This window comes from Streptomyces nanhaiensis, from assembly GCF_046614825.1.
In the GTDB taxonomy this organism is placed as follows: domain Bacteria; phylum Actinomycetota; class Actinomycetes; order Streptomycetales; family Streptomycetaceae; genus Streptomyces; species Streptomyces radiopugnans.
Window position 1 is genome coordinate 43,815 of sequence record NZ_JBKJFM010000017.1, and the last position, 12,250, is coordinate 56,064.

10 protein-coding genes are annotated in these 12,250 nt (G+C 74.5%); 6 read left to right on the forward strand and 4 right to left on the reverse strand.

From position 1 onward, the window contains the following. Nucleotides 1-39 precede the first annotated feature (39 nt). The 4 genes from ACLIYP_RS07430 to ACLIYP_RS07445 all read left to right on the forward strand — a co-directional run bounded on the left by ACLIYP_RS07430 (nt 40) and on the right by ACLIYP_RS07445 (nt 3,663). Nucleotides 40-744, forward strand: a complete 705-nt coding sequence (locus tag ACLIYP_RS07430; protein ID WP_412712337.1) for a nucleotidyltransferase family protein — start codon at nt 40-42, stop codon at nt 742-744. Next, nucleotides 741-1,028 carry a BON domain-containing protein gene (locus ACLIYP_RS07435; protein ID WP_412712338.1) on the forward strand — a complete coding sequence of 96 codons (288 nt, stop codon included), beginning with the start codon at nt 741-743 and terminating at the stop codon, nt 1,026-1,028. The genes ACLIYP_RS07430 and ACLIYP_RS07435 overlap by 4 nt, the downstream gene beginning before the upstream one ends. After that, the gene (locus ACLIYP_RS07440) at nt 1,025-1,789 is read left to right on the forward strand and encodes a metallophosphoesterase family protein (protein WP_412712339.1); all 765 of its coding nucleotides are present in this window, start codon (nt 1,025-1,027) and stop codon (nt 1,787-1,789) included. The genes ACLIYP_RS07435 and ACLIYP_RS07440 overlap by 4 nt, the downstream gene beginning before the upstream one ends. 68 nt (nt 1,790-1,857) lie before the next feature. Continuing rightward, a complete protein-coding gene (locus tag ACLIYP_RS07445) occupies nt 1,858-3,663 on the forward strand; it encodes a RecQ family ATP-dependent DNA helicase (RefSeq protein ID WP_412712340.1) in 1,806 nt (601 codons plus the stop codon). 111 nt (nt 3,664-3,774) lie between these two features. Here the strand turns inward: ACLIYP_RS07445 and ACLIYP_RS07450 are convergent, their stop codons facing one another. Then, nucleotides 3,775-4,560, reverse strand: a complete 786-nt coding sequence (locus tag ACLIYP_RS07450; RefSeq protein WP_412712341.1) for a VOC family protein — start codon at nt 4,558-4,560, stop codon at nt 3,775-3,777. A 160-nt stretch (nt 4,561-4,720) separates the two neighbouring features. After that, the gene (locus ACLIYP_RS07455; protein ID WP_412712342.1) at nt 4,721-5,530 is read right to left on the reverse strand and encodes an SDR family oxidoreductase; all 810 of its coding nucleotides are present in this window, start codon (nt 5,528-5,530) and stop codon (nt 4,721-4,723) included. Nucleotides 5,531-5,766: 236 nt separating this feature from the next. Between ACLIYP_RS07455 and ACLIYP_RS07460 the strand changes: the two genes are divergently transcribed. Then, the gene (locus tag ACLIYP_RS07460) at nt 5,767-6,102 is read left to right on the forward strand and encodes a chaplin (RefSeq protein WP_412712343.1); all 336 of its coding nucleotides are present in this window, start codon (nt 5,767-5,769) and stop codon (nt 6,100-6,102) included. A gap of 113 nt (nt 6,103-6,215) precedes the next feature. Here ACLIYP_RS07460 and ACLIYP_RS07465 read toward each other — a convergent pair whose 3' ends face one another. Beyond that, nucleotides 6,216-7,136, reverse strand: coding sequence for a LacI family DNA-binding transcriptional regulator (locus ACLIYP_RS07465; RefSeq protein ID WP_412712344.1), 921 nt, complete (start codon nt 7,134-7,136; stop codon nt 6,216-6,218). Continuing rightward, complete coding sequence (locus tag ACLIYP_RS07470; protein ID WP_412712345.1) at nt 7,137-9,635, reverse strand: glycoside hydrolase family 2 protein; 2,499 nt, start codon at nt 9,633-9,635, stop codon at nt 7,137-7,139. Between the two features lie 243 nt (nt 9,636-9,878). Between ACLIYP_RS07470 and ACLIYP_RS07475 the strand changes: the two genes are divergently transcribed. Further along, nucleotides 9,879-12,104, forward strand: a complete 2,226-nt coding sequence (locus tag ACLIYP_RS07475; RefSeq protein WP_412712346.1) for an alpha-galactosidase — start codon at nt 9,879-9,881, stop codon at nt 12,102-12,104. The last annotated feature ends 146 nt before the right edge of the window (nt 12,105-12,250 follow it).

Below are 12,250 nucleotides of genomic sequence, written 5' to 3' on the forward strand. Positions count from 1 at the left end.
GGTGGGGAACGACGAGACGACCTGGAGAGCGGAGTGACTGTGACCGAGCATCCGGGCGAGGCGGCACCGGCCGAGCGGAATGCGCCGGCCGCCCCGCGCCCGGCCACCGGGACCGGCGGCGGGCAGGACCGCCGGGAGACCGACGAGGGGCTCGAGGAGCTGCCCCCGAACCTCACCCAGGCCATTCTGGAGGCCACCAAGCAGGTGGCCTCCCTGCTGAAGGGCGCCGGGTACCCCTTCGCCCTGGCGGGCAGTGTCGCCGTCTACGCCCACGGCGGCCCGGGGAACCTCCAGCACGACGCCGACTTCTGCATCCTCCCCGAGGACGCCGACACGGTGGCCGCCACGCTCCGCGACGCCGGGCTGGAGGTGTACACCCCACCGGAGGACTGGCTGCTCAAGGCCCGGTGCATGGGCCAGGACATCGACCTGATCTTCGAGCTGGCGCGGCAGCCGGTGACCCGCGAACTGCTGGGGCGGGCCGAGGAACTGCCCGTGGAGTCGGTCCGCATGCCCGTGCTGTCGGTGACCGACCTGCTCGCCAGCCTGCTGAACGCCTTCACCGAGCACCACTGCGACTTCGGCGCCGTGCTGCCGATCGCGCGGGCCCTCCGGGAGAAGGTCGACTGGTCCCGGGTGCGGCGCGAGTGCGGTTCGGCGCCGATGCCGGACGCCTTTCTCTACCTGCTGGAACGCCTGCAGGTCATCTCGCCGCAGGACGACGACCGCGGAGGAACGCCATGACGGGACCCGACACCGGCCGGGGGGACCGGGCGAGCGGCGCGGACAACACCGAGTACCGCATCGCCCACCTGCAGGAGAGGCTCGTCCGCGAGGAGGTCGCCGAACTCGGCATGCGCATCGAGTCCCGCGGCGGCACGGTGGTCGTCAGCGGCACCGTCCCCACCGCCGAGTGCCGCGACACCGTCGTGCGCGTCGCGGAGGAGGAGCTGGGCGGCACACCGGTACGGACCGACATCGTCGTGGCCGACCCCACCGCCCCCGACCGCCCCGAGGAGCTGGCATGATCCGCATCGCAGCCGTCGGAGACATCCACATGGGGCCGGACAGCAGGGGGGTGCTGCGCCCCGCCTTCGAGACCCTGCCCGACTGCGCCGACCTCCTGCTGCTCGCCGGGGACCTGACCCGCCACGGCACGCCCGAGGAGATGCGGGTCGTCGCCGAGGAGGTCGCGGGCCTGCGGGTGCCGGTGATCGCGGTGCTGGGCAACCACGACCACCAGGACGAGCGCCCGGAGGAGGTCACCGCGGTGCTGCGGGACGCGGGCGTGACCGTCCTGGAGGGCGAGGGGACCGTCCTGGACGTGAACGGCACCCGTGTCGGCGTCGCGGGGACCAAGGGGTTCGGCGGAGGGTTCGCCGGGCGCAGCGGCGGCGAGTTCGGCGAGCCGATCATGAAGGAGTTCATCCGCTACACCCGCCGCTGCGCTGACGGTCTGCGGGCCTCGCTGGAGGAGCTGGACCGGCGCGGGTGCGCCGTACGGATCGCCCTGACGCACTTCTCCCCCGTGCCCGACACCCTCGCCGGCGAGCCGCTGGAGATCTATCCCTTCCTGGGCAGCTACCTGCTGGCCGAGGCGGTGGACGCGGCGGGCGCCGACCTGGCCGTCCACGGGCACGCCCACGCGGGCACCGAACACGGTATGACCAGCGGCGGAGTGCGGGTGCGCAACGTCGCCCAGCCGGTCATCCGGCGCGCCTTCGCGGTGTACCACCTGGAACCCGGCGCGGAACGCGGGGCCGGGGCGCTGGCCGAGGCCTCCCGCTGAGCCGCCGGTGCGCCCGCCGCCGCGGCGGCCCGCGCACCCGCACCGCGCGTACGAGAGGAGAGCACGCCGTGCACGACGCCACCGGGGCCGGCCGCGGGAGCCCCTCCCCGGACGGCCGTGACCGGGCCCGGCTGGGGCGTGTCGCCGCGGAGGTCTTCGGCTGGAGCGAACTGCGCCCCGGCCAGGCCGAGGCCATGGAGCAGGTGCTGCACGGCCGGGACACACTGGTGGTGATGCCCACCGGTGCGGGGAAGTCCGCCGTCTACCAGGTGCCCGCGGTGCTGCTGCCCGGCCCCACCGTGGTGGTCTCCCCCCTCATCGCGCTCCAGCGGGACCAGATCGAGGGGCTGTCGGAGGGCGGGGGGCCCGAAGCGCCGAAGGCCGTCGCGGTCAACTCCGCCCAGGGCGCCGGTGAGACCGCCGAGGCCTGGCGGGCCGTGCGCGAGGGGGACGCGGAGTACCTGCTCCTCTCCCCCGAGCAGCTCGCCAAGGACGAGGTGGTGGAGAGGCTGGCACGGACCGGGCCCTCGCTCTTCGTGGTCGACGAGGCCCAGTGCGTCTCCTCCTGGGGCCACGACTTCCGCCCGGACTACCTCCGCCTGGGGCACGTGGCACGCAGGCTGGGCCGTCCCACCGTCCTCGCCCTGACCGCCACGGCCGCCCCTCCCGTGCGCGAGGAGATCGTCGAGCGCCTGGGCATGGAGCGTCCCGCCCGGATCATCGCCGGCTTCGACCGCCCCAACCTCCGCCTGGAGGTGCGCGGTTTCCTGGAGGAGGCGGACAAGCGCCGGGCCGTGGTCGAGCGGGCCGCCACCGAGGCCAAGCCCGGCATCGTCTACACCGCCACGCGCAGGGAGGCGGAGGAGTACGCGGAGCAGCTGGCGGAGCTCGGCCTGTCGGCCCTCGCCTACCACGCGGGCCTGCGCTCGGCCGAGCGCTCCCGCGCCCACGAGGCGTTCCTCGACGGCGGGCTGGACGTGGTGGTGGCCACCTCCGCCTTCGGCATGGGCATCGACAAGCCGGACGTGCGGTTCGTGCTGCACGCCTCCGTGCCCGGCTCGCCGGACGCCTACTACCAGGAGATCGGCCGGGCCGGCCGCGACGGCGCCCCGGCGTCGGCCGTACTGCACTACCGGTCCGAGGACCTGGGGCTGCAGAAGTTCTTCTCCTCCGGGCGCCCCGACACCGGGACACTGGCCGACGTGGCCGAGGCGGTGCGCGGCCGCGGCGCCCCGCTGCCCGCGGCGCGGGTGCGCGAGCGGACCGGGCTGTCCGCCAGCCGGCTCACCGCCGCCGTCAACCTCCTGGAGGAGGCCGGGGCGGTGGCCGTCACCCCGGACGGCGAGCTGGTGCCGACCGGGGACGCCGACCCCGAGGAGGCCGCCGACCGCGCGGCGGAGCTGGCCGAGGCGCGGCACAGGCTGGAGCGGTCGAGGGTGGAGATGATGCGCGGCTACGCCGAGACCACCGGCTGCCGCCGCCGTTTCCTGCTGGGCTACTTCGGCGAGGAGTACGAACCGCCCTGCGGCAACTGCGACAACTGCCTGGCGGCGGAGGAGGAACGGAACCGGGCGCGGGACGGGGAAGGCCGCGAGCCGGAGCGGTACGAGGAGCGGGGGGCGCGCGGCCTGCCCGACCGGCCCGTGCCCCGTGTCGAGGAGGGACCGCGACCGGACGCGGGCCGGTTCCGCACCGGGGCGCGGGTGCGCCACCGCGAGTGGGGCGAGGGCCTGGTGATGAGCGAGGAGGAGGACCGGATCACCGTCCTGTTCGACACGGTCGGCTACCGCACCCTGTCGCTGGACGCCGTGGTCGGGCAGGGGCTGCTCGCCCTCGACGAGGAGGCGGGCGGCTCCGGCGGGGAGGGCGGCTGACCCGCACACCCCGCTCCTCGTACCGCTCCGGCCCACGAGGCGCACCCCCGTGTACCCGCCGTGTCCGCCGTGTCCCCGCCGTACCCCTCGTGCCCGCCGTGCCCCGCGGGCTCAGGGCGCCCGGTTCTCGACCGAGAACAGGGCGCCCTGCGGGTCCCGGACGACCGCCTGCCGCCCCGAGGGGGTGTCGGCCGGGGCGGAGACCACCTCGGCTCCCAGCGCCTCCGCCTTCACCGCCGCCGCGTCCACGTCCTCGACGCGGAAGTGGACGTGCCAGTGCGGCCGCACCCGCGGATCGGGCGCGTCCTCCACCGCTCCGCCGCTCAGCCCCGCCACGGTGCGCTTGTCGATGCGCAGGATCACCCGGTCGTGCTCGTAGCGGATGTCGTAGCGCTCGGGGTCCCCCTTGTCCCAGCCGAACACCTCACCGTAGAAGAGCGCGGCGGCGAAGGCGTCGCGGGTCAGCAGCTCCAGCCAGGAGGGGGCGTTGACCCTGCTCCCGGCCTGCCACTCCGGGTAGATCCCGCCCTCCCAGATCCCGAAGACCGCCCCCGCCGGATCGGCCGCCCACGCCACCCGGCCGGAGGCGAACCGCACCGGTCCCACGGCGACGGTCGCCCCGCGTTCGCGCACCCGTCCGGCCGCTACGTCGACGCTGTCGGAGGCGAAGTACGCGGTCCAGGCGGTGAGGGTGCGCAGGCTGTCCTTGGCCTCGCCCAGTCCGGCGACCGGGACGTCACCGGCCAGCGCGACCACGTAGTGGCCGAGCCGCTGCGAGCCCGGCCGGTACCGCCAGCCGAAGAGTTCGCCGTAGAAGTTCTGCGCGGCCTCCAGGTTGGGAGCCAGCAGGGTGACCCAGCAGGGCGCGCCCTGCGGCACGCGCTCGGTCTCCGTCACGGCCGATCACCACACCGTCTCTCGTCCGGGCCGTCTTGTCGGGCCGTCTCCTCCGGGCTGCCGCGGCTCCCTTCCGCGAGACCGATGCTGCCCTCTCGCGGCGCCGGTGGGAAACCGGCGTCCACCAATCGGAGCAACGGCCGTCCCCGGCGGGGGCAGTTCAGGGGCGGCGCCAGGAGTCGCTCTCCAGGTGGGAGCCGGCCTGCGGGCCCATCCGCAGCATGCCGCCGTCGACCGCCCAGGACGCGCCGGTGACGTAGGCGGCGTCCGGCCCGGCGAGGAAGGCGACCACGGCCGCCACCTCGCGGGCGTCGCCGGGCCGCCCCGCGGGGATGCCGGGCCGCTTCTCGGTGGTCACGTCGGTGTCCTCCTGGCCGGTCATCGGCGTGGCGATCTCGCCGGGTGCGACGGCGTTGACGGTGATCCCGTCGGCGGCCAGTTCCAGGGCCATGACCTGGGTGAGCAGGCCGAGTCCGCCCTTGGCCGCGCAGTAGGGCGCGGCCCCCACCCGCGGCTGGTGCTCGTGGACGCTGGTGATGTTGACGATCCTGCCGCCGCCGCCCTGCCGGATCATGCGGCGGGCGGCGCGCTGCCCGCACAGGAAGGGGCCGACGAGGTCGACGTCGAGGACCTGCCGGACGGTGTCGAGGCCGATGTCGAGGAAGGGGGTGGCGGTGCCGGTGCCGGCGTTGTTGACCAGGACGTCGATCCTGCCGAGCTCGTCGGCGAGGCGGTCGACCGCGTCCACCGCGGTGGGCAGGTCGGTGAGGTCCATCCGCTCGACGGCGGCCCGGCGTCCGTGGGAGCGCACCTCCTCGGCCGTCTCCCGCGCGCCCTCCTCGTCCTCGTGCCAGGTGATGCCGACGTCCATCCCCCGCTCGGCCAGGCGTACGGCGGTGGCGCGGCCGATCCCCGAGTCCGCGCCCGTGATCACCGCGACGCGGACGGGGGGTTCGCTGTGTGCGTTCATCAGACCTCCTGGATCGGTTCCCGGGCCGCGTTCCGGTACCCGGGCGCCTTGCGGCGAAACGGCCTCGTCACCCGGCGGCGGGGCCGCTCAGACCGCCTCCGGACTGGCTCGGGGCTGGCTTTTGACCACCATTCGGCCTAATCGCGGTGACCTCCGGGGCGGTCGGGCGTTGGTCACGGCACCACCGCCTCCAGTCGGGCGGATGGCTGTTTGTTCGCTATAAGGAGTGACTCTTCATGTCGCGTATTGCCAAGGCTGTCGCCGTGACGGCCGCCGCCGGTGCCGCTCTGGCCGGTTCCGCCGGAGTCGCCGCCGCCGACGCCGGGGCGCAGGGCGCCGCCATCGGCTCCCCGGGCGTCATCTCCGGCAACGTCGTCCAGGTGCCGGTCCACATCCCGGTCAACGCCTGTGGCAACACGGTCAACCTCGGTGGCCTGCTGAACCCGGCCTTCGGCAACACCTGCATCAACGGGAACCAGTTCCAGGCCAAGAAGGACCACGGCAAGAAGCACCACGGGAAGAAGCACTACGACAAGAAGGACCACGGCAAGAAGCACCACGGCGGCCGCTGACCGCGCCGCCGGCCGCGTCCGGATCCGGAAGAACCTCCGGGGAGGAGGCCCGTGCCACGGGTCTCCTCCCCGGAGGTCTTCGCTGCCCGCGGCACCGTCCGGGCGGCCCGGCGTCAGGCGGTGGAGGGGACGGCGCAGCGCGCGGTGCTGCCCCGGGGCACGCACCGGGCGGCGGGCGACCACCGCTCGGCGACCGGGAGGCCGTCGACCAGTTCCAGCACCGACTCGGCCACCAGCACGCCGTACTGGTGCACGTCCACGCTCATGGTGGTCAGCGGCGGCGACGCCAGGCGGCACATCGTCGAGTCGTCCCAGGCGATCAGGCTGAGCCGCTCGGGGACGGCGACGCCCATCTCCTTGGCCGCGCCCAGCCCGGCGACCGCCATCACGTCGTTGTCGTAGAGGATCGCGGTGGGCGGCTCCGGCCGGCGCAGCAGCTCCGCGGTGAGCCTGGCCCCCGACTCGTCGGAGTAGTCGCCCTCGACGACCACCGGTTCGACGCCGGCCTCCCGGCACCCCTCGACCAGCGCCTCGGTGCGGGCACGGGTGTGCAGCAGTCCCGCCGGACCGCTGACCCGGGCGATACGGCGGTGGCCGAGGTCGAGCAGGTGCGCCAGCGCCTCGCGCACCGGACCCGCGTCGTCGGTGCGGACCGCGGGCATGGGTGTGTCCCCGCCGCCCGCGTCCGGCCCGCCTCCGGGGGCGTCACTGCCCGCACCCGCCAGGACGGCGGGCAGGCCCAGTTCGCGCAGGACCGGCAGCCGCCGGTCGTCGACGGTGCGGTTGACCACCACGACCGCCTCGACCAGCCCGCGTTCCGCCCACCGGCGGTAGGCGGCGATCTCCGCGTCCTGGTCCGCCACGACGTGCAGCAGGAGGGACAGGCCGCGCTCGGCGAGCCGTTCTTCGATACCGGCGATGAACTCCATGAAGAACGGCTCGATGCCCAGCAGCCGCGCGGGACGCGCGAGCACAAGCCCGACGGCTCCCGAGAACCCGGCGCCCGCCGTCCCGGTGTTTTCCGAAGCGTCCACTCAGTACCGCACCACCGGAGCGCTCAGGGCGTTGGCGGAGCGCAGCACCGGCGGCTCCGTCAGCACGGCGGGGTCGATGTCGGCGCCGGTCCGCACGGTGAAGGAGCGGCTCTCCCCGGCCGGCAGGGACACCAGCATCTCGTCCACGACCGCGTCGGGGGCGACCCGGTCGGCCAGGATCGCGATGTCGCGCGCGAACGACGAGGCCCTCACGTCCACCCGGTAGCCGCCGGGGACGGCGACGGCCTCGGCCTTGAGCGGCGCGGGGTCGTAGTCCAGCTCCACGTCCTCGGCGAAGAGGTGCACGGCGCGTGCGTCCGGCGCGGTGGCCACCAGCACCTCCCTGCGTGCGTCGTCCGGGCTGACCAGTGACGTGTCCAGTTCGGTACGGGCGACCGAGCGGGGCGGCACGTCGAGGGAAAGCTTAACGCTCCGCAGTGCGATGCCCGCGAAGGTCTGCCGCTCCAGGAGCAGCTCGCCCCTCCACGGCTCGTCGTGGTCGTTGACCGCGATCAGGACGGGCCGGCCGTCGCGGGGCTGGACGGTCAGCAGCCGGGGCGCGTAGGCGTGGCGCAGCCCGTACCACAGCGGCTTGGGCCGCTCGTCGCCGTCCACGGCCGCCCAGGAGGTGACCGGCCAGCAGTCGTTGAGCTGCCAGACGACCGCCCCGGCCGTCCGCGGCCACCAGGAGCGGAAGTGCTCGATGCCGAAGGCGACCGCGCGGGCCTGGTTGAGCTGGGTCGCCCAGTGCCAGTCCTCGAAGGTCCTCGGTTCGGGCAGGTGGGGTGCCATGCCGCGCGCGAGCTTGTCGTTGCCGTCCTCGGCCTTCTGGTGCAGCAGGAAGGCGGGCGAGGTCGGCGTCATCGGCTCGTCGTGGATCCACTTCGTCAGGGTCGCCCAGGTCGGGGGGCCCTGGAAGCCGAACTCCGAGCAGAACCGCGGGATGTGGTCGCGGTAGTGGGTGTAGTCGACGCGGTTCCACACCTCCCACTCGTGCCGGGTGCCGTGGTCCTGGTCGTTGGGGTGGGTCCCGTCGACCGGCGCGCCGGGGTTGTAGGGGCTGTTGGCGCAGTAGAAGCGGGTCGGGTCGAGTTCGGCGACGATGGAGGGCAGCAGCTCGGTGTAGTAGCGCAGGCCCCAGGTGCGGCCCTTCAGCTGCTCGGGCCAGCCCCAGTCGCGGAAGCCCCACATGTTCTCGTTGGCGCCGTTCCAAAGGGCCAGGGAGGGGTGCGGAGTGAGGCGGGCGACGTTCTCGCGGGCCTCGGCCTCGATCTCGCTCCACAGCGGTTCCTCCTCGGGGTAGGAGGCGCAGGCGAAGGGGAAGTCCTGCCAGACCAGGACGCCGCGCTCGTCGCAGACGTCGTAGAAGTCCTCGGTCTCGTAGATGCCGCCTCCCCACACCCGCAGCAGGTTCATGTGGGCGCCGACGGCCTGGTCCACGCGGCGTTCGATCCGCTCGCGGGTGATCCGGGTCAGGAAGTGGTCGTCGGGGATCCAGTTGGCGCCCTTGACGAAGACGGGCCTGCCGTTGACGACGACGGTGAAGGGGGTGCCGATCTCGTCGGGTTCGGTGTCCACGGTGACGGTCCGGAAGCCGATGCGGCGCTCCCAGGTGTCCAGCGGCTCCCGGGAGCCCGCCTCCCCCAGGGCGCCGAGGGTCACGGCGAGGCCGTACAGGGGCTGGTCGCCGTATCCGGCGGGCCACCACAGGCGGGCGCCGGGGACGGTGACGGTGACGGTCGCGGCCGTCTCGCCCGCGGGTACGGTGACGCGCTCGGTGCGGCCGTCCACGGTGGCGGTCAGCTCCAGGGGGACGTCCCCGCCGGCCCCGCCCCGGCCGGAGCGCTCGACGTCGACGTGGATCTCGGCGCGTCCGGTGCCGTCCGCGTCCACCGTCACCAGCGGGCGCACCCGCGCCAGGCGGGCGGTGTGCCAGCGCTCCAGTCGCACCGGCTTCCAGATGCCCGCGGTCTGCAGGTCCGGTCCCCAGTCCCAGCCGAAGCTGCAGGCCATCTTGCGGACCATGTTGAAGGGGTGCGGGTAGACGTGGTCGCGGCGGCCGAGGCTCCGCTCGACCTCCTCGGCGTACTCCAGCGCGGAGCGGAAGGAGACGGCCAGCTCCTGGGTGCCGCCGGTCAGGACGTCGCGGACGTCGAAGCGGTAGGCGCGGTGCATGTTGGCCGTGCTGCCCAGCAGCTTCCCGTCCAGCTCGACGGTGGCCACGGTGTCCAGGCCGTCGAAGACGAGGTCCACCCGCTCCCCGGGCCCCGCGGCGTCGGCCGTGAGGGCGAGCGTGTAGCGCCAGTCGGTGCGGTGGGCCCAGGCCAGCTCCTCCTCGGCCCGGTCCAGGTAGGGGTCGGGGATCAGGCCGGCCGCGAGCAGGTCCAGGTGGGCGCCGCCCGGCACGGCGGCCGGTACGGTCCGGCCCGCGACGTCTGCGGGGACCGGCCCTCCGGTCGCCGACAACTGCCAGCCGTCGTGCAGGGTTTGGCGGATCATCGGCGCTCACTCCTTGGTCGGCTCCGCGGCGCGGAGCGGCTGTTCTGGGAAGGCGTCCGGGAGGGGACGGGAGGGACGGGCTCGGGTGGGGAGGGCAGTCGGGGGCGGACGGGAAAAGGCGGCCGACCGCCGGTGGATTTCTCCCTCACGGGCCGAGTATCGTCGCCCGAGATTCTTACGCCACCGAACAAAGTAAGTCAACGGCGCCTTCGGCACCGGTTTGGCCAGGACGGAGACACAACCGTGGCATCACGTTCCGCTCCCCTCCCCCTCGATGTGACGCATCTGCGGGCGGCCGGCGTCAGCCTCGTACTGGACCTGGCCGGCGGCACCCTCCCGCGGGTCCTGCACTGGGGCGCCGACCTCGGCCCGCTCGGCGCCGGGGAGCTGGGCTCCCTGCGGCTGGCCGGGGCGCCGCAGCCCATCGGCTTCTCCGTGGACGGCCCGGTCGAGGTCTCGGTGCTGCCCGAGCAGTCGGCCGGCTGGCTGGGCACCCCCGGCCTGGTGGGCAACCGCGGCGGCCGGGACTTCTCCACCGCGTTCGCCGTCCGCGGGGCCACCCTCGCCGGGCCCGCGGAGGGGTCCGGCTCCTCCGGCGGCGCGGGCGGCGCGGGCGGCGCGGGCGGCGCGGGCGGCTCCACCGTCACCGTCCTCGCCCGCGACGAGGCCGCGGCCCTGGACCTGGAGCTGGTGATCGAGCTGACCGCGTCCGGTCTGGTGCGCCAGCGTGCCACGGTCGCCAACCGCGGCTCCTCCCCCTTCACCGTCGACGCCGTGAACCTCACGCTGCCGGTGCCCGCCGAAGCCGTCGAACTGCTGGACTTCACCGGGCACCACCTGCGCGAACGCAGCCCGCAGCGCACCGCCTTCACCCAGGGGCTGCGGATGCGGGAGAACCGCACCGGCCGCACCGGCTACGACAGCGCCTACCTGCTGGCCGCGGGCACCGCGGGCTTCGGCAACCGCTCGGGCGAGGTGTGGGCCGTGCACACCGCATGGTCCGGCAACCACCGCACCTTCGCCGAGCGCACCTTCCACTCGGTGTCGCTGCTGGGCTCGGGCGAGCTGCTGCTCTCCGGCGAGGTGGTGCTGGAGCCCGGGGAGTCCTACGCCTCCCCCTGGCAGTACGGCTCCTACGGGCGGCACGGCCTGGACGAGGTCTCCGCCCGCTTCCACCGCTGGCTGCGCTCCCGCCCGCACCACCCCGCCACTCCCCGGCCGGTCACCCTCAACACCTGGGAGGCGGTCTACTTCGACCACGACCTGGACCGGCTGCGGGCCCTGGCCGACGCGGCCGCCGCGGTGGGCGCGGAGCGCTTCGTCCTGGACGACGGCTGGTTCGGCTCCCGCCGCGACGACCGGCGGGCCCTGGGCGACTGGTACGTCTCGGACGAGGTGTGGCCTCACGGGCTGGGCCCGCTGACCGGTCATGTCACCGGCCTGGGCATGCAGTTCGGCCTCTGGGTCGAGCCGGAGATGGTCAACGAGGACTCCGACCTGGCCCGCGCCCACCCCGACTGGATCATGGCCGCCGGCGACCGGCTGCCCGGCGCGGCCCGCCACCAGCAGGTCCTCGACCTGGCCCGCCCGGAGGCGTTCGCGTACATCCTCGGGCGCCTGGACGAGCTGCTTCAGGCGTATCCGATCGCGTATCTGAAGTGGGACCACAACCGGGACCTGGTGGACGCCGGGCACCGGCCCACCGGCCGCGCCGGCGTGCACGGCCAGACCCGGGCGGTCTACCGGCTGATGGACGAGCTGCGCCGCCGCCACCCCGGGGTGGAGATCGAGTCCTGCTCCTCCGGCGGCGGGCGGGTGGACCTGGAGATCCTCCAGCGCACCGACCGGGTGTGGGTCTCGGACTGCATCGACGCCCTGGAGCGCCAGACCATCCAGCGCTGGACGAACGCCCTGATCCCCCTCGAACTCATGGGCACCCACGTGGGGTCGGACGTCGCGCACACCACCGGGCGCCGCCACCCGGTCGACTTCCGGGCGGGTACGGCGCTGTTCGGGCACTTCGGCATCGAGTGGGACCTGACCGCCGCCGCGCCGGAGGAACTGGCGCGGCTGGCGCGCTGGGTGGACCTCTACAAGGAGCTGCGCGGCCTGCTCCACACCGGCGTCCGCGTCCACGCCGACCACCCGGACCCGGCCCACCGGCTGCACGGCGTGGTCGCCGAGGACGGCTCGGACGCGGTGTACGCACTCGTCGCCACCGCCTCCTCCGCGATGTACCCGGCCGGTGCGGTCCGGCTGCCGGGGCTGGACGCGGACGCCGTCTACCGGGTGCGGCCGCAGGCGCCCGGCGACCTGCCGGACGGCAACGCCCACCACTGGGGCGTCCCTCTGCCCTGGTGGACGCCGGAGGGCGTGCGGCTGCCGGGCCGGGTGCTGGCGGCCGCGGGGCTCCAGGCCCCGGTGCTCCACCCCGAGCGGCTGGTGCTGCTGCGCGCGACCCGGGTGTGAGCGGTGCGCTCCGGGAGGGACCGGCGAAGGCCGGTCCCTCCCGGAGCGCCGGCACGCGGCCGGGGCACGCCTCACGGACGGCGCGGCCGGACGCGGTACGCCGCGCCCGGGGACCGGCGGGGCGGGCACGGGCCGTGCGTACGGGA

What these genes read in the sequence shown, in the direction of transcription:
- ACLIYP_RS07435 (WP_412712338.1), top strand. Translation starts at nt 741, where the DNA reads ATGACGGGACCCGACACCGGCCGGGGGGACCGGGCGAGCGGCGCGGAC.
- ACLIYP_RS07440 (WP_412712339.1), top strand. Translation starts at nt 1,025, where the DNA reads ATGATCCGCATCGCAGCCGTCGGAGACATCCACATGGGGCCGGACAGC.
- ACLIYP_RS07455 (WP_412712342.1), bottom strand. Translation starts at nt 5,530, where the DNA reads ATGAACGCACACAGCGAACCCCCCGTCCGCGTCGCGGTGATCACGGGC.
- ACLIYP_RS07460 (WP_412712343.1), top strand. Translation starts at nt 5,767, where the DNA reads ATGTCGCGTATTGCCAAGGCTGTCGCCGTGACGGCCGCCGCCGGTGCC.
- ACLIYP_RS07470 (WP_412712345.1), bottom strand. Translation starts at nt 9,635, where the DNA reads ATGATCCGCCAAACCCTGCACGACGGCTGGCAGTTGTCGGCGACCGGA.